Here is a 19,738-nt window from a genome sequence, read left to right on the forward strand (position 1 = left end):
CGGCCGACGGTGCAGATCCGGTCTCCTGCGCTCCTAGGATGCGGGGGTGAAGCTCACCGCCGCCGACCTCCTGCCCGTCTCCGACCCGTCCCTCACGGGTGACCTGCGCTCGTGGCGCGATGTGGAGCTGCCCGGGCTGGACCGCCGGGCCGAAATCTACGCCTGGCTGCCGCCGGGCTACGACGGGAGCCAGGAGCGCTACCCGGTCCTCTACCTGCACGACGGGCACAACGCCTTCCTGGCCCAGCGGTCCTTCGGGGGCGCGTCCTGGGAGGTCGACCGTGCCATGACCGACCTGGCGCGCGACGGCATACCCGCGATCGTCGTCGCCGTCCCCTGCTCCCCGACCGCCCGGGCCGAGGAGTACACCCAGTACCCCAGGCCCGGTGAGGGCGGCGGTCGGGCCGCCGACTACGCCGCGTTCCTCGTCGACCACCTCAAGCCGGCCGTGGACGGCGCACTGCGCACCCTCCCGGGTCCCGAGCACACCGTCACCGCCGGGAGCTCGCTCGGCGGGGTGGTCTCGGCCTACCTGTGGGAGCGGCACCCCGACGTCTTCGGCGGGGCGGGTGTGTTCAGCCCGGCGTTCTGGTGGCCGGGCGAGCAGGCCCTGCTCGACCTGGAGGCCGCCCTGCCCGACCGAGCCCCTGGCCGGGTCTACGTCGACGTGGGCGGGCACGAGTGCCACGAGGACGCCGGCATCGAGCGCCGCTACGTCGAGGACGCCGAGCGCCTGGTCCGCTCCCTGCGGGGGGCCGGGGTGCCGGTCCGCTACGTCCACGACTCGCAGGCCTACCACCACGAGACCGCCTGGGCCGAGCGGTTCCCCGCCGCGGCCCGCTGGCTGCTCCAGGGGTATGCCGTCGCGCCCCCCGCCTACGTGCTCGCCCACCGGGCCGGCGCGTGAGCGGCCCCGGCGTCGAGGAGGCCCGCGTGGAGCCCGACCCCGCGCTGCGCACCCGGGCCAACCTGCTGCTGGGGCTGACCGCGGCGATCTGGGGACTGGGCTTCGTCGCCCAGCGGCTCGGTGCCGACCACATGGGGGCGATGAGCTTCAACGCCGCCCGGTTCGCCATCGGGGCGCTGTCGCTGCTGCCCCTCATCTGGTGGTTCTCGCGGCAGCGGCGGACCGCCCCGGTCGTGACGCCCGAGCCCCCGGCCGGCGAGATCTTCGACGAGACCCCGCCCAGGGTCGGAGGCTCCCCGCTCCTGCCGGGCCTGGCCGCCGGGGCCGTCCTCTTCTCCGCGGCGGGGCTGCAGCAGGTGGGCATCGCCACGACCACGGCGGGCAAGGCGGGCTTCATCACCGGGCTCTACATCGTGCTGGTGCCGGTGCTCGGCCTGGCGCTGGGCCACCGCGCAGGGGTGCCGGTGTGGCTGGGCCTGGGGCTGGCCGTCCCCGGCCTGTGGCTGCTGAGCATGACCGAGGACCTGACGATCGCCACCGGCGACCTGCTCGTCCTGGCCGGCGCGCTGTTCTGGGCGCTGCACATCCTCGTCATCGACCACTTCGTGCGGACGGTGGACGCGCTCAAGCTGTCCGCCGCCCAGTTCGCCGCCTGCGCCCTGCTGTCCGCCGGCACGGCCCTGGTGGTGGAGGAGCGCCCGTTCGCCGGGTTCGCCCCCGCGCTGTGGGCGGTCCTCTACGGCGGGCTGTTCGCCGTCGGCGTGGCCTACACCCTCCAGGTCGTCGCCCAGCAGCAGGCCAAGCCCTCGCACGCCGCGCTCATCCTCTCCCTGGAGGCGGTGTTCGGCGCCCTCGGCGGCTGGCTGCTGCTCGGCGAGGTGATGAGCGGGCGGATGCTGCTCGGTGCCGCGCTGCTGATGACCGGCATCCTCGTCTCCCTGCGCGGGAGCACCCCCGATCCGTGATGGGGTGGGTCCCATGACCGACGCATCCGCACCGCCGGAGACCACCGACTCCGACCCCCGCCGCTGGCTGGAGGAGGTCGAGTCGCCGACGTCCATGGACTGGGTCGCGGCGCGCAGCACCGCCGCCGAGGACCGCCTGCGGTCCTACCCGAAGTACGCCTCCCTGCACGCCGGGCTGCAGGAGGCGCTCGAGGCGCCCGACCGCATCCCCCTCGTCGGGCAGGCGGGTGATCACCTCTACGGATTCTGGACCGACGCCGACCACCCCCGCGGGGTATGGCGTCGCACCACCTGGGAGTCCTACCGCACGACCGAGCCGGAGTGGGAGGTCCTCGTCGACGTCGACGCCCTGGCGCGGGAGGAGGACGTCCCGTGGACGTGGCAGGGGGCGAGCGTGCTGCGGCCCTCCCACGACCGGGCCCTGGTACACCTCTCCCGCGGCGGCTCGGACGCCGGGACCACCCGGGAGCTGGACCTCACCACGCTGGAGTGGGTCCCTGCCCCGGAGGGCTTCACGAAGGGCGAGGCCAAGGGCCGGCTCGCCTGGCGCGACCGGGACCACGCCTACCTGACCACCGCGGCCGACCCCACCGGGGCGACCCGGTCCGGCTACCCGCGCACCGTGCGGCTGTGGCGACGCGGGACCCCCGTGGAGCAGGCCGAGGTCGTGCACACCGTCGGCGAGGACGACCTCGGGCTGTTCGTCGAGCACGACCAGGAGCTCGGGCGCACCCTGCTGCGCAGGGCGGTCGCCTTCTACGCCTCCGAGACGATGGTGCTGACCGACGACGGGCCGCTGACCCTCCCGGTGCCCACCAGCGCCGACGTCTCGGTCCACCAGGACCACGTGGCGCTGCGGCTGCGGGAGGACTGGACCCCCGGGAGCGGGTCGAGCACCTGGACCCAGGGCAGCCTGCTCGTCGCCCCGCTGGCGGACGTCCAGGCCGGCAAGGCCGACTGGTCGGCCGTCTTCGTCCCCGACGAGCGCTCCGCGCTGGTGGACCTGACCTGGACCGCCTCTCACCTGGTGACGACCGCGCTCGTCGACGTGCGGCATACCGTGCAGGTGCACTCCCCCGCACCGGACGGGACCTGGACCGCCGAGGACCTCACCGGGGCCCTCGACGTGGGCCTGCGCACGGTCAGCGTGTCCGCGGTCGAGGCCCACCGCAGCGAGGACCTGTGGGTGGTCACGACGGGCTTCCTCGAGCCGATGGAGCTCTCGGTGGCGCACCTGGGCGAGAAGGTGGTCCTCGAACCCCCCCGCGCGGCGCCGGCCCGGTTCGACGCCACCGGCCTGGAGGTGTCCCAGCACTGGGCGACCTCCGCGGACGGCACGCGGGTCCCCTACTGGCAGGTCGGTCCGGCAGACCTGCCCGCGGACGGCACCACGCCCACCGTCCTCCACGGCTACGGCGGGTTCGAGCACGCCCTCACCCCCGCCTACGACCCGGTCGTGGGTCGCGCCTGGCTCGCCTCCGGCCACGTCCACGTCGTCGCGGGGATCCGGGGTGGCGGCGAGTTCGGGCCGCGCTGGCACCGGGCGGCCCTGGGACCAGAGCGGCACCGGGCCTACGAGGACTTCGTCGCGGTGGCCCGCGACCTCGTCTCCCGGGGGGTGACCTCCGTGGAGCGGCTCGGCTGCACCGGCCGGTCCAACGGCGGGCTGCTCGTGGGCAACATGCTCACCGGCTACCCGGAGGACTTCGGCGCCGTCGTCTGCCAGGTGCCGCTGCTCGACATGCGTCGCTACCACCTGCTTCTGGCCGGGGCGTCGTGGACGGCGGAGTACGGCGACCCCGACGACCCCGCGCAGTGGGAGTGGCTGTGGACCTACTCCCCCTACCAGCGCTTCGACCCCTCGCGCCCGACGCCCGCGGTCTACCTGGCCACGTCCACCCGGGACGACCGGGTGCACCCCGGCCACGCCCGGAAGATGGCGGCGCTCCTCGAGGAGCACGGACGTGACGTGACCTACTGGGAGAACACCGAGGGCGGGCACGGCGGGGCGAGCACCGCGGCGCAGTGGGCGACCTGGCACGCCCTGGCCTGGGCCTTCCTCCACGAGCGGCTGGCCGGCTGAGCCCGGCCGCCCGATCCGGTCAGGCGGCGTCGACCGGTTCGGCCGGAGGCTCGGCCCGGCGGACGAAGAGGCTGCCCGCCACGGCCGCCAGCGACACCAGCGCCCCGGCCAGGAGCGCGGCGTGCACGCCGGCCATCAGCGCGGCCGTCGGGTCGGCGTCGGCCTCCGCCCCGGCGACCTGCGCTGTGGTCATCACCGTGATGAACAGCGCCGTGCCGGCGGCCCCGGCCACCTGCTGCATCGTGGAGACGATCGCGCTGCCGTGCGGGTAGAGCCGGCGGGGCAGGGACCCGAGGGCGTTGGTCATCAGGGGGGAGAACATCAGGGCCAGGCCGGTGTTGAGCACCACGTGCCAGGCCACCACGGTCGTCAGGGAGGTCTGCGGCCCGAACGTCGTGGTCATCCCCCACAGCGCGGCGGAGGCGACGGCCGCCCCGGGCAGCACCAGCGGCCGCGGCCCGGTCCGGTCGAAGGTGCGGCCCACGACATACCCCAGGATCCCCATGACCAGACCCCCCGGCAGCAGGGCGAGGCCGGTCTCCAGCGTGGAGCGGCCCAGGACGTTCTGCAGGTAGATCGGCAGCAGGATGAGCGTGCCGAACAGGGCCATCATGGTCACCGCCGCGAGCGCCACGGCGAGGCTGAAGGCCGGGGTCGTGAACGCCCGGACGTCCATCAGCGCAGCGTCCCGCAGCGCCGTCTGACGCAGCACGAAGACCGTGAGCGCGGACAGCCCGACCACGAGCGGGATCCACGGCTGGACCGCGGCGGTCCCCTCCGCGGCCGAGCCGATGCTGCTGAGCCCGTAGACCGTGGCCGCGAAGCCGACCGCCGACAGGACCACCGAGAGCACGTCCAGCGGGACCCTGCGGGGGGTCGTCACGTTCCGCACGAGCACGGCGCCGACGGTCAGCGCGGTCAGCGCCACGGGCAGGACCAGCCAGAACATCCAGCGCCAGGTCAGCACGTCCAGCACGATCCCGCCGACGGTGGGGCCGACCGCGGGGGCCACCGCGATGACGATGGAGATCACGCCCATCGTGCGCCCCCGCCGGGAGGCGGGCACCACGTTGAGGACGGTGGTGAACAGCAACGGCATCATCAGCGCGGTCCCGACCGCCTGGACGACCCGCCCACCGACGAGGAAGGGGAAGCTGACGGCCAGGGCGGCGGCCAGCGTCCCCAGGCTGAAGAAAGACATCGCGGCCACGAACACGGTGCGCAGGCTCAGCCTCGTCAGCAGGTAGCCGGTGACCGGGATCACCACGGCCATGGTCAGCATGAAGGCCGTGGTCAGCCACTGCGCGGTGGCCGCGCCGACGGAGAACTCCGCCATCAGCTCCGGCAGCGCGACCGACATGATCGTCTCGTTGAGGATGACCACGAAGGCCGCGGCCACGAGCAGCCCGATCAGCCGGGGCACCCCCTCGGGCATCTCCGCGCTCCGGGCCGACGTCGGGGCCGCCGGGCGGGCGGTGGTGCTGGTCACGCAGGTCCTCTCTCGCCGGTGGAGGGCCGCACGGCCCGCAGGCAGCCAACGCCCCCGGGGCGCTGGGCATTCCGGGAGGTCTCGGCGGGACGGGCCGGCGGCCGGCCGCAGAGCTCGCGGCTCAGAGCAGGACGGTGGCGAACGTGCCCGTCCGCTCGAACCCGACCCGGGCGTAGGTGCGCACGGCCGGCTCGTTGAAGTCGTTGACGTAGAGGGTCACCGTGGGGGCCACGTGCCGCAGGGTGTGCTCGACCACCGCGGCCATCGCGGGCACCGCGACCCCGCGCCGCCGCAGGTCGGGGTGGACCCACACGCCCTGGACCTGGGCGACCCCGATCGCCACCGACCCCAGGTCCGCCTTGAACACGACCCGGCCGTCCTCGACCCGCACGAGCGAGTGGCCCCGCTCGATCAGCCCGGCGATCCCCTGCCGATAGGACAGCCCGCTGCCCTGGTACGGCGGGTAGCCGATCTCCTCGGTGAACATCGCCGTGGCCGCGGGCACGACCAGGTCCAGCTCGTCGGCGCGGGCCGGGCGGACGTCCGGGTCCACGGGCACGCCGGCCAGCGACGGTGGGGTGCTGGTCGTCATGACGTACTGCGTGCGCCGCACCTCGCGGGGCGGGCCCCACTGCCGTTCCAGCCGGCCCCACAGGTCGAGCACCTGGTCGGCCGGCCCGAACACCGAGCTGGCCCAGGTGCGGCGCTTGACCACCTTGCCGGCCAGGGCCGCGATCGCCCGCCCGTCGGCCTCCACGGGCACGACGTTGGCCGAGCACCAGCACAGCGCGCGCTCCCCGCCCGCCTCGTAGCCGAACAGGGGTCCCCGCGTCCCGGCCAGACCGGTCTCCTGGATGCGTGCGGCGACGAAGACGTTGGTCACCGGGTCCTGCTGGCACACCTCGAGGGCAGCCTGGACGTCGGACCTGCCGTAGGCCCGCACGGGGGACAGGCCGCGCAACATGCCCCCCAGCGTGCCGTATGCCGTGCCGCCGGGCGAGGGGGGCCTGCCCGGGGACGGCGGGCCCGGGTGGACGGTGCGTCGGCGCGGGGTGAGAAAGTGGTGCCCCAGACCCAGGAGAAGGTGGTCCCATGCAGCCGAAGGCCCTCACCGGACGGTCGCGCGACGAGGCGTGGCAGGTCCTGCGGGACAGCGGGCGTCCCGGTCGGGCCGTCGACGTCCTTGTCGTCGGCGGCGGGGTCACCGGTGCCGGCACCGCCCTGGACGCCGCCACCCGCGGCCTGTCCACGGTCCTCGTGGAGGCCGAGGACTGGGCCTCGGGGACGTCACAGTGGTCGACCAAGCTGGTGCACGGGGGCCTGCGCTACCTCCAGATGCTCGACCTGCACCTGGTCCATGAGGCGCTCACCGAACGCGGTCTGCTCCTGCGCACGCTGGCGCCGCACCTGGTCAAGCCGATGCCCTTCCTCATCCCCCTCGAGCACCGCTGGTGGCAGCGTCTCTACTACGGCGCCGGGGTGACCCTCTACGACCTGCTCGCCAACGTGCTCCCCGGCGAGCGCGCCCTGCCCGTGCACCAGCACACGACCCGGCGCGGCCTGCACCGTGCCTTCCCCGACCTGCGCGGCGGCCGGGCGGTGGGTGCGGTCCGCTACTGGGACGCCACCGTCGACGACGCCCGCCTGGTCACCACCATCGTGCACACGGCGCACACCTACGGCGCGCAGGTGGCCAGCCGCAGCCGCGTCCTGGACCTGGTGCGCGAGGACGACCGGGTCGTGGGGGCGCGCGTGCGCGACGAGGAGACCGGGGAGGAGGTCGACGTGCGCGCCCACCAGGTGATCTCCACGACGGGGGTCTGGACCGAGGAGGTGGGCGGCCTGGCCGGTGCCGACGGCGGGCTGCGGGTGATGGCGTCCAAGGGGATCCACCTGGTCGTGCCCCGCGACCGCATCCGCGGGTCGCAGGGGCTGTTCCTGCAGACCGAGCGTTCGGTGCTGTTCTTCATCCCGTGGTCGCGATACTGGATCATCGGCACGACCGACACCCCCTGGCACGGCGACCTGCGCCATCCGGTCGCCACGGCCACCGACATCGACTACGTGCTCGACCACGCCAACACCGTGCTGACGACGCGGCTGACCCGCGACGACGTGCTGGGCTGGTACGCCGGGCTGCGGCCGCTGCTCCAGCCCGGGACCCGGGGCGAGCCCGACTCGGCCAAGATCAGCCGGGAGCACACCGTCGTCTCGCCCGTGCCCGGGCTGACGGTGGTCGGCGGCGGCAAGCTGACGACCTACCGGGTGATGGCCGCGGACGCGGTCGACCTCTCGCTGGGCGACCGGGCCGCCGACCTGCCCTCGATCACCACCCAGATCCCGCTCGTGGGCGCCGTGGGCGAGGGCGCGATGCGTCGGCGCATGCCGGCCCTGCGCGACCGCTTCGGCTGGGACGAGCAGATGACCGACCATCTCCTGCACCGCTACGGCTCCCTCGTCGAGCAGCTGCTCGACCTCATCGCCGAGGACTCCTCCCTGGCCCAGCCCCTCGAGCACGCCCCGGCCTACCTGCGGGCGGAGATCGCCTACGCCTGCATCAGCGAGGGTGTGCTGCACCTGGAGGACATCATGATGCGCCGGACCCGGCTCTACTACGAGGCCGCGGGCAAGGGGCTGGCCGCGGCCGCGGAGATCGCCGACATCGCCGTCCAGTGGCTGGGCTGGGGCGAGGACAAGGCGGCCCGCGAGCTCGCGGACTACGAACGGCGGGTCCGGGCGGACGAGGCCGCGGCGAGTCAGCCCGACGACCTGTCCGCGCTGGCCGCCCGGGACCGGGTGCTGCGCGGCGAGCCGGCGGCGGCCACGCCGGGCACCGCGGGCGGGTCGTCGTGAGCGGGGCCGCCGCCGGGCACGTGCTGGCGGTCGACCAGGGCACGACGAGCACCCGGGCCGTGGTCGTCGACCACGGGGGACGCATCGTTTCCGTCGGCCAGAAGGAGCACCGGCAGATCCTGCCGCGGGCCGGCTGGGTCGAGCACGACCCGGTCGAGATCTGGAGCAGCACCCGCGAGGTGATCGGCCTGGCGCTGGGCAGGGCCAACCTCACCGGGAAGGACCTCGCGGCCATCGGCATCACCAACCAGCGCGAGACCACGGTGGTGTGGGACCGGCACACCGGCGAGCCGGTGCACCCCGCGATCGTCTGGCAGGACACCCGCACCGCCGGCCTGGTCGCCGAGCTGGCCGGGTCCGACGAGCCCGGCGCGGCCGACCGGTTCAAGGAGATCTGCGGGCTGCCGCTGGCCACCTACTTCGCCGGCCCGAAGGTGGCCTGGATCCTGCGTCACGTGCCCGGTGCCCGCGAGCGGGCGGAGGCGGGCGACCTGCTCTTCGGCACCATGGACTCCTGGCTCGTGTGGAACCTCACCGGCGGGCCCGACGGCGGGGTGCACGTCACCGACGTCACCAACGCCTCGCGCACGATGCTCATGGACCTGCGCACCCTGACCTGGTCGGAGGAGGTCGCGGACGCGATGAGGGTGCCGCTGCCGATGCTGCCGCAGATCCGCACCTCCTCGGAGGTCTACGGCACCAGCGACAAGCTGGGCGTGCCGATCGCCGGGCTGCTGGGCGACCAGCACGCGGCCATGGTCGGCCAGGCCTGCTTCGAGCCGGGGATGAGCAAGAACACCTACGGCACCGGCAACTTCCTGCTCGTCAACACCGGCCCGCAGATCGTGCCCAGCGAGCACGGGCTGCTGAGCACGGTCTGCTACCAGTTCGAGGGCCAGGACCCCGTGTACGCCCTCGAGGGGTCGATCGCGGTGACGGGGTCGCTCGTGCAGTGGCTGCGGGACAACGTGGGGCTGATCGCCGAATCCGCACAGATCGAGGAGCTGGCCGCCGAGGTGGAGGACAACGGCGGCTGCTACGTCGTCCCGGCCTTCTCCGGCCTCTTCGCCCCCTACTGGCGCGACGACGCGCGCGGCGCGATCGTGGGCCTGACCCGCTACGTGACCCGGCACCACCTGGCGCGGGCCGCGCTGGAGGCGACGGCATACCAGACCCGGGAGGTGGTCGAGGCGATGGACGCGGACGCGGCCACCCCGGTCACCGAGCTGCGGGTCGACGGCGGCATGGTGGGCAACGAGCTGCTCATGCAGTTCCAGGCCGACATCCTCGGCCTGGACGTGGTGCGCCCGGCCGTGACCGAGACCACCGCGCTCGGGGCGGCCTACGCCGCGGGCATCGCCGTCGGGTTCTGGGAGGGGACGCAGGACGTGGCGTCCCGCTGGCGGGAGGACCACCGGTGGAGCCCGCAGATGCCCGCGGAGCACCGGGAGCGGCTGTTCCGGACCTGGAAGAAGGCCGTCACCCGCACCTTCGACTGGGTCGACAAGGACACCGAGCAGCTGGGGCCGCGCGGCGGGCAGGGCTGACCCGGCGGCTCACCCCTGCTCGAACCACTGCGGCTCGTCGGGGTCGGGGACGATGATCTCGGGCCGCGCCAGGTCGGTGTTGTCGACGATCCACGTCGGCGGGGCCGTCCGCGACTGCTGCCGGTAGAGCGCCTGGCCCCCGGTGTAGCGCGCGTTCGCGGGGTGGGCGGGGTCGTCGTCCCCGGGGACCCGTCGGTCCGGGAACCGGGCGTTGCCGCGGGGGACGGTGACCCGGGCGGGGGCGGTCACCAGGCAGGTGGCGTCCCACTCCCCCACCAGCTGGGGGCGGCGCAGGTAGACCCCCTCGACGAGCAGCAGCGCGTCCTCGCCTGGGTGCACGGGGTCGGGGTCGAGCGGCCGGTCCTGGGCCAGGTCCCAGGAGGCCGGGACGACGGGTCCACCGTCCCGGAACGGCCGGAGCACCCGCTCCCGCAGGGCGGCGTAGTCGAAGGCGTCCTCGTAGTGGGTCCGGGCGTCCCGGCCCATCGCCCAGCGCAGCGCCCGCGGGTGGTGGAAGTCGTCGACCGAGACGGCCAGCACCTGACGTCCCGCCACGTGCTCGGCGAGGGCGACCAGCTCGTGGACGAGGTGGGTCTTGCCCGCCCCGTCCGGGCCGTCGACGGCCACGACGACCCGTCGCCCCGGACCGGTCGCCAGCATGAGGGAGAGCAGGTCCACGAGCACGAGCTGGCGGACGGGCGGGGCGGGCGGGGCCATGTCCTCAGGGTATGCGGTGGCGCCGGGCACCCGGGGCCGCGCCGGTCTCACCGGCCGTCCGGGCACCACTCCATGTAGAGGCCGTTCTCGAGCAGGATCGCCCCGGGCGGTGCCTCGCGCTCCACGAACCCGAAGGCCCGGTAGAGGCTGCGGGCTCGGGCGTTGTCGGCACCGACGTCGAGCCAGACCCGGCGCACGTGCGGGCGCCCCGCGGCGTGCTCCAGCAGCTGGCGCAGCAGCAGCCGCCCCAGACCCTGGCCCCGCCCCTCGGGGGCCACGACCATCCGGCGCAGCTCGACCTCGTCGGGCCGGTCGAGGGCGGCCAGGATGCCGAAGGCCACGACCCGGTCCAGCCGGTCCACCAGCACCCAGTGCTCCTTGTCCGGGGCCTGCAGCACCTGCTCGTGCCACTCGCGGCCGCCCTCGCCCAGCCACTGCCCGGTGTCCTGGGCGCTCTCGATCTCCACGACCGTGTCCAGGTCACCGGGCCTGGTGGGGCGCAGGTAGGACCCGACGACGACACCGCCGTAGTCGCGCCGCAACGGCCGCGCCCGGTGGGCGTGGCGCCCGGAGGTCACCTTGGGCGCGGAGACGACCAGCAGGAGCAGCTCCTCGTCGGTCTCGTTGCGGATCTGGTGGCGCACCCGGGGCGGGATCTCGATGCCGGACCCGGCCGTCACCTCGGTCGTCCGGGGCCCGACCGCGACGACGGCCCGGCCTGACAGCACGTGGAAGTACTCCCGGGAGCGGTCGTGGGCGTGGGTGCGGGTCGCGCTGCCGGCGGCGAGGGACTCCTGCACCACCGACAGGTCGGACCGGTCCACGAGGTGCCAGACGGTGCACCCGTCGTCCCAGGTCGACCTCCGGGCGGTGTCGGGGCTGATCGGGTCCGGGGCCATGACGGCACGCTACCGGGTGCCGGGGCCCCGGGTCAGCCGACCTGGACCGAGGGGGACCCGCCGCTGTCCTCCAGCTCGCCGCGGGACTCCATCTCCTCGGCGATCCGCATGGCCTCCTCGATGAGCGTCTCCACGATCTGCGACTCCGGCACGGTCTTGATGACCTCGCCCTTGACGAAGATCTGGCCCTTGCCGTTGCCGGAGGCCACCCCCAGGTCCGCCTCGCGGGCCTCCCCGGGCCCGTTGACCACGCATCCCATGACGGCCACCCGCAGCGGCACCTCCATGCCCTCCAGGCCCGCGGTCACCTCGTCGGCCAGCGTGTAGACGTCGACCTGGGCACGGCCGCAGGACGGGCAGGAGACGATCTCCAGCTTGCGCGGCCGCAGGTTGAGGCTCTGCAGGATCTGGTTGCCGACCTTGACCTCCTCCACGGGCGGCGCGGACAGCGAGACGCGGATGGTGTCGCCGATGCCCTTGGACAGCAGCGCGCCGAAGGCCACGGACGACTTGATGGTGCCCTGGAAGGCGGGCCCGGCCTCGGTGACGCCCAGGTGCAGCGGCCAGTCCCCCCGCTCGGAGAGCATCTCGTAGGCCCGCACCATGACGACGGGGTCGTTGTGCTTGACCGAGATCTTGAAGTCGTGGAAGTCGTGCTCCTCGAACAGGCTGGCCTCCCAGACCGCCGACTCCACGAGCGCCTCGGCGGTGGGCTTGCCGTACTTGTCCAGGATCCGCTTGTCCAGGGAGCCGGCGTTGACGCCGATGCGGATCGAGACCCCGGCGTCCTTGGCGGCCTGGGCGATCTGCTTGACCTGGTCGTCGAACTTGCGGATGTTGCCCGGGTTGACCCGGACGGCGGCGCACCCGGCGTCGATCGCCGCGTAGACGTACTTGGGCTGGAAGTGGATGTCGGCGATGACCGGGATCTGGGACTTGCGGGCGATGGCCGGCAGCGCGTCGGCGTCGTCCTGGCTGGGGCAGGCCACCCGGACGATGTCGCAGCCGGAGGCGGTCAGCTCGGCGATCTGCTGCAGCGTGGCGTTGATGTCGGTCGTCGGGGTGGTCGTCATTGACTGGACCGAGATGGGGGCGTCGCCGCCGACCTCGACCTTGCCCACCCTGATCTTGCGGGTCGGTCGCCGCGGCGCGAGGACCGGCGGGGGTGCGGACGGCATGCCGAGCGAGATGGGGGTGCCTGCAGTCATGGGATCGAGTATCTCACCGCCGTGGGGCGGTGACCTCCTTCACGGGGTCGGGGTCAGGTGAGCCGGATCGGGGTGACGATGTCGGCGTAGATGAGCAGCGCGGTCATGCCGAGCAGGCCGACGGCGACGGCGTAGGCCACCGGCAGCGCCTTGGCGGTGTCCACCGGGGCGGGGGCGGGCAGTCCGCGCACCCGGTGCCACGCCTTCTTCAGGCCCTCCCACAGCGCCCCGGCGATGTGGCCACCGTCGAGCGGCAGGAGCGGGATGAGGTTGAAGACGAACAGGGCCATGTTCAGCGAGGCCACGAGGGACAGCAGGATCCAGAACCGGTCCGTCAACGAGTCGCCCGCGTCGCCGAGCGCCCCGTCGGCGACCTCGCCCGCCACGCGGCCGACGCCCACCACCGACATCGGTCCCTCCGCGTCGCGCTCCTCCACGCCCGCGACCGTCTGGGCCACGTCCACCATCCGCTGGGGAAGCGTGAGCACGATCCGGGCGGTGCCGGTGAACATGTCGCCGACGAAGCCGGGCACCGCGGTGATCGGCTGCGGCTCGTAGACGAAGGTCGGGCTGGCTCCCAGGAAGCCGACCTGCCCCAGGACCAGCTCGCCGTCCTCGTCCACCTGGTACTGCCCGTCGGGGGTCATCAGCGGCCGCTCGCGGAGCACGAGGTCGGCCTCCAGGGTGCGCCGTCCGCCGTCCCGCTCCACGGTGAACGCGGCGGTGTCACCGGCGTTCTGGATGGCGTAGGTGGTCTGCGACCACGTGCTCACCGGGGTCCCGTCGACGGCCACGATGGTGTCCCCGGCCTGGAGCCCTGCGGCGAGCGCCGGCGAGGGGTCCTGGCCCTCGCAGCTGTCGTCGGCCACGTCGGTGTTGGCGCACTCGGCGACGGCGGAGACGGTAGGGGTCAGGGTGCCCACCCCGTGCACGGTGAGCAGCAGGGTGACGAGCACGGCCGCGATCCCCAGGTTCATCAAGGGACCACCGGCCATGACCACCAGGCGCTGCCAGACCGGGAGCCGGTAGAAGGTGCGGTGCTCCTCCCCGGGCTCGACCTCGTCCAGCGAGTCGGTGCGTGCCTGCTCGATCATCTGGTGGAAGGGGTTGGACGAGGAGCGGCGCAGCCGTCCGCCGTCGGCGGCCCGCGGGGGGAACATGCCGATCATGCGCACGTAGCCCCCGAGGGGGACGGCCTTGACGCCGTACTCCGTCTCGCCGCGGCGGCGCGACCACAGGGTCGGGCCGAAGCCGACCATGTACTGGGTGACCTTGACGCCGAACCGCTTCGCGGGCAGCAGGTGCCCCACCTCGTGCAGGGCGATGGACAGCGCGATGCCGACCACCATGACGAGCACGCCGAGCAGGTACATCACGGCTGGTCCTCCTGGTCGTCCGGCGTGGGCGTGGTCACGGGTGGGGCCGGTCCGGGGCCGCCCCGGCGATGCGGTCCGACGCCGCCCGACGGGCCCAGGCGTCGGCCGCCAGGACCTGGTCCACGGAGAGATCAACTCCCGGGGCGTCGGATCCGTTCCCGCCGGCGTGGTCGTCCACCACCCGGGCCACGACGTCGACGATGTCGGGGAAGCGCAGCCGCCCCTCGTGGAAGGCGTCGACGCACTCCTCGTTGGCGGCGTTGTAGACGGCCGGGAAGGTGCCGCCGGCCCGGCCGACCCGTTCCGCCAGCCGCACCGCGGGGAAGGCCTCGTGGTCGAGGGGGAGGAACTCCCAGGTGGAGGCGCTGCTCCAGTCGCACGGGGCGGCCACGTCGGCCAGCCGGTCGGGCCAGGACAGCCCCAGGGCGATCGGGATGTGCATCGTCGGCGGGGACGCCTGCACCAGGGTGGAGCCGTCGACGAACTCGACCATGGAGTGCACCACGGACTGCGGGTGGACGACGACCTCGATGTCGTCGAAGGGCACGTCGAAGAGCAGGTGGGCCTCGATCACCTCCAGACCCTTGTTGACCAGGGTGGCCGAGTTGGTCGTCACGACCCGGCCCATGTCCCAGGTCGGGTGGGCCAGCGCCTGCTCCGGGGTGACGTCGCGGAGCTGCTCCCGCGTCAGGCCGCGGAAGGGACCGCCGCTGGCGGTCACCACCAGCCGGCGCAGCTCCTCGCGCCGCCCGCCGCGGAGGCACTGGGCGATGGCGCTGTGCTCGGAGTCGACGGGGACGATCTGCCCGGGGGCGGCGGCGGCCCGGACGATCGGCCCGCCGACGATGAGGGACTCCTTGTTGGCCAGCGCCAGCGTGCTGCCGGCCGCGAGCGCGGCCAGCGTCGGTCGCAGCCCGATGCTGCCGGTGACCCCGTTGAGGACGACGTCGGCGCCGTTGCCGGCCACGGTGGTGGCCGCGTCCGGCCCGGTGATCACCTCGGGACGGTATGCGGTGAGCCCGGCCTCCCTGGCGGCGTGGTCGAGGGCCTCCTCCACCCGGTCCCGGACGTCCGCCCCCTGGAGGGACACGGCGACCTGCTCCACCTGCAGGTGGACGGCCTGCCGGGCCAGCTGAGCCAGGTCCCTGCCGCCGGCCGCCAGCGCCCTCACCTCGAACCGGCCGGGGTGGGCGTCGATCACCTCGACCGCCTGGGTGCCGATGGAGCCGGTGGAGCCGAGCAGGGTCACGGAACGGGACGTCACCGCTCCATTGTGCCGTCCCCCGGGCCTGGTCCGGGGGCGCCCATGGCGGCCTCGACGGTCAGCGCCGCGCGGTCGGCCAGCCAGGACGCCGGGACCGGGTGGAGGAGGACCTCCCCGTCGCCGGGCGCCCCGGCCCGGCCGGCCCAGCAGCCGCCCGGCCCGAGGGCGAGCAGCACCCGGGTGGGGGCGACGGGCGCCGGCTCTCCGGGCACGAGGACCGTCAGCTCGGCGAGGACCGTGGGACCGCGCAGCGCCGCGGGGAGGGTCCCCAGCGCGTCCGGCCGGACCGGCACCGGCTCCCCGGTCCCGTCGACGGCGTCCGGAGGCAGGAGAGCCTCCACGAGCGACCCGGCCACCTGCCCGGGGTCGGTCGCCAGCGACAGCGAGACCAGCCCGTCCTCGTCGAGGTCCTCGACGCAGGCGCCGTCGCCCGTCAGGTGCAGCACCCGGGCCGAGCCGACCGCCTGCGGACCGAGCAGGCGGTGGGCGACGACGACGAGGTCGGCCGCCAGCCGCACGTCGAGCGCGAGACCGACGACGCCGGCCAGGTCGGGCGGCCCGTCGCCCTGGTCGGTGCCGGCGACGAGCCCGCCGTCGGCGGTCAGCAGCCCGCGGGCCCGCAGGCTGCGCCGCACCTCCCCGTCGGACCTCGGCTCCTGCCGGGCCCGGTCCTCCGCCTCCCCCAGGGACCGCAGGTGCGCCTCCTCGAGCACGGCCAGCTCGACGTCGGTGAGCGTGACGAAGGGGACGACGGCGCTCACCACCACCCTCCTGGGGAGGGCGCCGGCACCGCCCCGCCGCGTCCGGCCGGCGGGTCGGGCAGGCCGGCGCCCACCGTCCGGCGCAGCTCGAGGGCCCACCGGCCCGTGACGGTCCCCACCCGGGTGGCGCCGGCACCGACGAGCCGCCGGGTCTGCGCCAGCCGCTGCAGCCCGCGGCGGGCGCGGTCCCTGGCCCGGCGCACGGCGTCCCCGCCGGCCCGCTGGACCCACCGTCCTGCCCGGGCACCGCCGCTCCGGGCCCGCGACCAGGTGGCCCCGGCCGCCCGGCCGATGGCCTCTCGGTGGTCGTAGAGCCAGGACCCGGTGGTCCACGCGGTGTAGGCGCCCACCGCGACCATCCCGGCCAGGCCCACGGGCGGCAGGACCGTGGCCAGGGCCAGCGCCGGCACCCCGAGCACCGCGCCGGCGGCCACGGCCCGGGTCGCCCCCGCGCGCCAGCCGGTGCGGCCTCCCCCGTCCACCAGGTCGGAGAGGGCGCCGAACCAGGTCCAGGCCGGGGAGAGACGGCCCAGGAGGGCGACGGGGCCGCGCAGCGGTGGCGGGACCAGCCTGCCGGGCGAGGGCTGCTGCCGCAGCTGCGCCCACCGACGGGGCGCGTCCCGCAGCCGGGCGCGGGCGGCCGCCCGCGCCGCCGCGTCCCGGGCCCAGCTGGCGCGGGCCACCGTGGTGAGGCCGGCCGCGGCCACCACGGCCCGCCGCACGGGCCGGTGGGCCTTGACCAGCTTGTGGCCGGCCAGGCCCAGCGTGACCACCTGCTCCAGCAGGGCACGCAGGGGTGAGACGGCCTCCCGCAGCGCCCGCGAGGCCACCAGCCGGACCGTCTCCAGCTCCTCCTCCGTCCGGCGCACCCGCTCCGCGGCCCGCACGACCTCCAGCTCCAGCTGCTCGATGCGGGAGGCCACGAGCCCCTGGACCGCCGGCTCGGCCGTGGGGACCGCCGCCCGCAGACGCGCCAGCTCCTCGACCGCCTGGTCGGCCCGGTGCTGCCAGCGGGCCGTCTCCTGCCGGGCGTCGTCGGTCGCGTCGGCCACACCGCGCAGGACCCCCGCCATGTGCTCCAGCGGGTCCGCGAGCGCGGCCAGCAGGCGGGCGGTCGCCTCGGCACGGGCGGCCTGCTCCAGGGCCGCCAGACCCACCCAGGACGGACCGGCCCCCGGGCCCCGGACCTCGTCCGGCAGCCTCCGCAGCTCCGACGAGGCGGCCCGCAGGCCGTCGGCGACCTCCCGCAGCTCCTCCGCCCCGGACGCCGGCACGGGCGCCCCGGGGCTCACGCAGCCCACCCCTGGGGCGGAGCCTCCCAGATGGCCGCCACGCGGTCCTCGACCTCGGCGTAGGCCCGGGCACTCTCCCGGGTCGCCCGGCCGAGGGCGTCCAGCGCGCTCCCGAGCGCCACCGCATACCGCGTCCAGTCCTCGCCCGCCTCGGTGACGGCCGCACGCAGGGCCGCGGCGCCGGCGACGTCGCCGGCCCGTGCCCACGCGGGCCCGAGCGCACCGAGGACGTCCTCCAGCGTCCGCACGCCGCGGTCGTACCCGTCGGCGAGGGCCTCGACCGCCGCCACGTCGACCCCGATCCGGTCTCCCATCGGTCCACCCCTCCTTCCCTCCCGGACCGACGTCCGGGACGACCTGGTGCGAGGGTAGGACCGACCGCGCCGTGCGGGCGCCCGTCGTCCACAGGGCGCCCTGCCGGGTGCCGGGCCGGGCGGCCGCGGGTCAGCTGCCCCGCAGCACCGGCCCGAGGTCGTCGAGGACCGAGACGTCCTCGATCGTCGAGGGCACGAGGGCCTCCTGCCCGTCGGCGATCTGGCGCATCGTCTTGCGCAGGATCTTGCCCGACCGGGTCTTGGGGAGCGCCTCGACGATGTCGACCTGACGCAGGGCCGCCACGGCACCCACCTCGGATCTCACCCGCTGCACCAGCTCGGCGGCGAGCTGCTCCCGGCCCTGCTCGTCCGGGTCGATACCGGCCTTGAGCACGACCAACGCCCGCGGCACCTGGCCCTTGAGCGGGTCGCTGACGCCGATGACCGCGCACTCGGCGACCGCGGGGTGGCCGGCCAGCGCCTCCTCCAGGGAGCCGGTGGACAACCGGTGGCCGGCGACGTTGAGGACGTCGTCGGTGCGGCCCATGACGAACACGTAGCCGTCCTCGTCGACGTACCCGCCGTCCCCGGAGAGGTAGTAGCCCTCGAAGGCGGACAGGTAGGAGGAGACGTAGCGGTCGTCGTCGCGCCACAACGTCGGCAGCGTCCCGGGTGGCATCGGCAGCTTCAGGCAGATGGCCCCCTCCGTGCCAGGCCCCACCTCCCGGCCGGTCTCGTCCAGGACCCGCACGTCGTAGCCGGCCGTCGGCAGGGTCGGGCTGCCCGGCTTGATCTCGAACGGCGCGATGCCCACGGGGTTGGTCGCGATCGGCCACCCGGTCTCGGTCTGCCACCAGTTGTCCACCACCGGGACGCCCAGGTGGTCGGTCGCCCACCGCCAGGTGTCGGGGTCGAGCCGCTCCCCGGCCAGGAACAGGGTGCGCAGCGAGGACAGGTCGTGACCGGCCAGGAGCGTGGCGTCCGGGTCCTGCTTCTTGATCGCCCGGATCGCCGTGGGGGCGGTGAAGACGGCGACGACGTCGTGCTCGTCGACGAGACGCCAGTAGGTGCCGGCGTCGGGGGTGCCGACCGGCTTGCCCTCGAAGAGCACGGTCGTGGCGCCGGTGAGCAACGGCGCGTAGACGATGTAGGAGTGGCCGACCACCCAACCGACGTCGGACCCGCACAGCCACGTCTCCCCGGGCTGCACGCCGTAGAGGTTGGTCATCGACCACCGCAGGGCGACGGCATACCCCCCGCTGTCGCGCACGATGCCCTTGGGCTTCCCGGTGGTGCCCGAGGTGTAGAGGACGTACAGCGGATCGGTGGCCTCCACCGGCACGCACGCGGCGGGCGCGACCGCGTCGGGGTGCATGAGCTGGTCCCAGTCGAGGTCGCGCTCCCCCATCTCGCAGGTGAGCTGCTCGCGCTGGAGGATCACGCAGTGGTCCGGCTTGTGCGCCGAGCGCTCGATCGCCTCGTCGAGCATCGGCTTGTAGGGCACGGTGCGGCTCGGCTCGATCCCGCAACTGGCCGAGACAACCACCGTGGGCTCGGCGTCCTCGATCCGGGCCGCCAGCTCGGCCGGGGCGAAGCCGCCGAAGACGACCGAGTGCACCGCCCCGATCCGGGCGCAGGCCAGCATGGCCACCACGGCCTCGGGCACCATCGGCATGTAGACGACGACCCGGTCGCCCTTGCCCACGCCCAGGTCACGCAGCACGCCGGCGAACCGGGCGACCACGTCGAGCAGCTGGGCGTAGGTGTAGCGGCGCTGCGTCCCGGTGACCGGGCTGTCGTAGATCAGCGCCGTCTGGTCGGCCCGCCCGTGGACCACGTGCCGGTCCAGGGCGTTGAAGCACACGTTGAGGCGCCCCCCGGCGAACCACCGGTAGAAGGGCGGGTTGCTGTCGTCGAGCACCTGACGCGGCGGCGTGATCCAGTCGATGAGGCCGGCCGCCTCCCCCCAGAACGTCTCCGGGTCCGCGATGCTCGCGGCGACCAGGTCTCGGTAGCTCTGCCGGGCGTCGTTGTCCATGGCTTCTCCATCCGATCGTTCCGCA

The 19,738-nt window shown here is 74.5% G+C and carries 16 protein-coding genes; 5 read left to right on the forward strand and 11 right to left on the reverse strand.

The window, feature by feature from the left end:
• The first annotated feature begins 46 nt into the window (after positions 1 to 46).
• The 3 genes from FJR00_RS03495 to FJR00_RS03505 are packed head-to-tail and all read left to right on the forward strand — an operon-like array spanning position 47 to position 3,955.
• Positions 47 to 907 carry an alpha/beta hydrolase gene (locus FJR00_RS03495; RefSeq protein ID WP_141337476.1) on the forward strand — a complete coding sequence of 287 codons (861 nt, stop codon included), beginning with the start codon at positions 47 to 49 and terminating at the stop codon, positions 905 to 907.
• Positions 904 to 1,872 (forward strand): DMT family transporter, encoded by a 969-nt coding sequence (locus tag FJR00_RS03500; protein ID WP_238330281.1) that lies wholly within the window; start codon positions 904 to 906, stop codon positions 1,870 to 1,872. Before FJR00_RS03495 ends, FJR00_RS03500 begins: the two co-directional genes overlap by 4 nt.
• A gap of 13 nt (positions 1,873 to 1,885) precedes the next feature.
• On the forward strand, positions 1,886 to 3,955 hold the full coding sequence (locus FJR00_RS03505) for a prolyl oligopeptidase family serine peptidase (RefSeq protein WP_141337477.1): 2,070 nt from the start codon (positions 1,886 to 1,888) through the stop codon (positions 3,953 to 3,955).
• Positions 3,956 to 3,974: 19 nt separating this feature from the next.
• On the opposite strand, the gene FJR00_RS03510 is transcribed toward FJR00_RS03505, so the two are convergent.
• Together FJR00_RS03510 and FJR00_RS03515 are read right to left on the reverse strand one after the other, a co-directional pair.
• Positions 3,975 to 5,390 carry an MDR family MFS transporter gene (locus tag FJR00_RS03510; protein WP_141337556.1) on the reverse strand — a complete coding sequence of 472 codons (1,416 nt, stop codon included), beginning with the start codon at positions 5,388 to 5,390 and terminating at the stop codon, positions 3,975 to 3,977.
• Between the two features lie 175 nt (positions 5,391 to 5,565).
• The gene (locus tag FJR00_RS03515) at positions 5,566 to 6,408 is read right to left on the reverse strand and encodes a GNAT family N-acetyltransferase (RefSeq protein ID WP_141337478.1); all 843 of its coding nucleotides are present in this window, start codon (positions 6,406 to 6,408) and stop codon (positions 5,566 to 5,568) included.
• A 128-nt stretch (positions 6,409 to 6,536) separates the two neighbouring features.
• On the opposite strand from FJR00_RS03515, the gene FJR00_RS03520 reads away from it, so the two are divergent.
• Together FJR00_RS03520 and glpK are read left to right on the forward strand one after the other, a co-directional pair.
• Positions 6,537 to 8,297, forward strand: coding sequence for a glycerol-3-phosphate dehydrogenase/oxidase (locus FJR00_RS03520; RefSeq protein WP_141337479.1), 1,761 nt, complete (start codon positions 6,537 to 6,539; stop codon positions 8,295 to 8,297).
• Complete coding sequence (glpK, locus tag FJR00_RS03525) at positions 8,294 to 9,844, forward strand: glycerol kinase GlpK (RefSeq protein WP_141337480.1); 1,551 nt, start codon at positions 8,294 to 8,296, stop codon at positions 9,842 to 9,844. Before FJR00_RS03520 ends, glpK begins: the two co-directional genes overlap by 4 nt.
• Before the next feature lie 9 nt (positions 9,845 to 9,853).
• On the opposite strand, the gene FJR00_RS03530 is transcribed toward glpK, so the two are convergent.
• The 9 genes from FJR00_RS03530 to FJR00_RS03570 all read right to left on the reverse strand — a co-directional run bounded on the left by FJR00_RS03530 (position 9,854) and on the right by FJR00_RS03570 (position 19,713).
• Positions 9,854 to 10,561 (reverse strand): nucleoside/nucleotide kinase family protein, encoded by a 708-nt coding sequence (locus tag FJR00_RS03530; RefSeq protein ID WP_141337481.1) that lies wholly within the window; start codon positions 10,559 to 10,561, stop codon positions 9,854 to 9,856.
• 47 nt (positions 10,562 to 10,608) lie between these two features.
• Positions 10,609 to 11,460 (reverse strand): GNAT family N-acetyltransferase, encoded by an 852-nt coding sequence (locus FJR00_RS03535; protein WP_141337482.1) that lies wholly within the window; start codon positions 11,458 to 11,460, stop codon positions 10,609 to 10,611.
• 32 nt (positions 11,461 to 11,492) lie between these two features.
• Positions 11,493 to 12,668, reverse strand: coding sequence for a flavodoxin-dependent (E)-4-hydroxy-3-methylbut-2-enyl-diphosphate synthase (gene ispG, locus FJR00_RS03540; protein WP_075958402.1), 1,176 nt, complete (start codon positions 12,666 to 12,668; stop codon positions 11,493 to 11,495).
• Positions 12,669 to 12,721: 53 nt separating this feature from the next.
• Complete coding sequence (locus FJR00_RS03545; protein WP_181409482.1) at positions 12,722 to 14,041, reverse strand: M50 family metallopeptidase; 1,320 nt, start codon at positions 14,039 to 14,041, stop codon at positions 12,722 to 12,724.
• A 37-nt stretch (positions 14,042 to 14,078) separates the two neighbouring features.
• Positions 14,079 to 15,308 carry a 1-deoxy-D-xylulose-5-phosphate reductoisomerase gene (gene dxr, locus FJR00_RS03550; RefSeq protein ID WP_075958404.1) on the reverse strand — a complete coding sequence of 410 codons (1,230 nt, stop codon included), beginning with the start codon at positions 15,306 to 15,308 and terminating at the stop codon, positions 14,079 to 14,081.
• Positions 15,305 to 16,069: a hypothetical protein gene (locus FJR00_RS03555; protein ID WP_141337484.1), complete on the reverse strand. Its 765-nt coding sequence runs from the start codon at positions 16,067 to 16,069 to the stop codon at positions 15,305 to 15,307. Before FJR00_RS03555 ends, dxr begins: the two co-directional genes overlap by 4 nt.
• Positions 16,066 to 17,361 carry a hypothetical protein gene (locus FJR00_RS03560; protein WP_141337485.1) on the reverse strand — a complete coding sequence of 432 codons (1,296 nt, stop codon included), beginning with the start codon at positions 17,359 to 17,361 and terminating at the stop codon, positions 16,066 to 16,068. The genes FJR00_RS03555 and FJR00_RS03560 overlap by 4 nt, the downstream gene beginning before the upstream one ends.
• Complete coding sequence (locus tag FJR00_RS03565) at positions 17,358 to 17,675, reverse strand: hypothetical protein (RefSeq protein ID WP_141337486.1); 318 nt, start codon at positions 17,673 to 17,675, stop codon at positions 17,358 to 17,360. Before FJR00_RS03565 ends, FJR00_RS03560 begins: the two co-directional genes overlap by 4 nt.
• A 130-nt stretch (positions 17,676 to 17,805) precedes the next feature.
• Positions 17,806 to 19,713, reverse strand: a complete 1,908-nt coding sequence (locus FJR00_RS03570) for a propionyl-CoA synthetase (protein ID WP_141337487.1) — start codon at positions 19,711 to 19,713, stop codon at positions 17,806 to 17,808.
• Positions 19,714 to 19,738: the final 25 nt, after the last annotated feature.

The sequence above is a fragment of the Ornithinimicrobium kibberense genome (genome assembly GCF_006519705.1).
In the GTDB taxonomy this organism is placed as follows: domain Bacteria; phylum Actinomycetota; class Actinomycetes; order Actinomycetales; family Dermatophilaceae; genus Ornithinicoccus; species Ornithinicoccus kibberensis.

Bases quoted from the DNA above. Each gene is read 5' to 3' on its own strand.
- FJR00_RS03505 (WP_141337477.1), top strand. From the start codon at position 1,886: ATGACCGACGCATCCGCACCGCCGGAGACCACCGACTCCGACCCCCGC.
- FJR00_RS03510 (WP_141337556.1), bottom strand. From the start codon at position 5,390: ATGCCCGAGGGGGTGCCCCGGCTGATCGGGCTGCTCGTGGCCGCGGCC.
- FJR00_RS03515 (WP_141337478.1), bottom strand. From the start codon at position 6,408: ATGTTGCGCGGCCTGTCCCCCGTGCGGGCCTACGGCAGGTCCGACGTC.
- FJR00_RS03520 (WP_141337479.1), top strand. From the start codon at position 6,537: ATGCAGCCGAAGGCCCTCACCGGACGGTCGCGCGACGAGGCGTGGCAG.
- FJR00_RS03530 (WP_141337481.1), bottom strand. From the start codon at position 10,561: ATGGCCCCGCCCGCCCCGCCCGTCCGCCAGCTCGTGCTCGTGGACCTG.
- FJR00_RS03535 (WP_141337482.1), bottom strand. From the start codon at position 11,460: ATGGCCCCGGACCCGATCAGCCCCGACACCGCCCGGAGGTCGACCTGG.
- ispG (WP_075958402.1), bottom strand. From the start codon at position 12,668: ATGACTGCAGGCACCCCCATCTCGCTCGGCATGCCGTCCGCACCCCCG.
- FJR00_RS03545 (WP_181409482.1), bottom strand. From the start codon at position 14,041: ATGTACCTGCTCGGCGTGCTCGTCATGGTGGTCGGCATCGCGCTGTCC.
- FJR00_RS03565 (WP_141337486.1), bottom strand. From the start codon at position 17,675: ATGGGAGACCGGATCGGGGTCGACGTGGCGGCGGTCGAGGCCCTCGCC.
- FJR00_RS03570 (WP_141337487.1), bottom strand. From the start codon at position 19,713: ATGGACAACGACGCCCGGCAGAGCTACCGAGACCTGGTCGCCGCGAGC.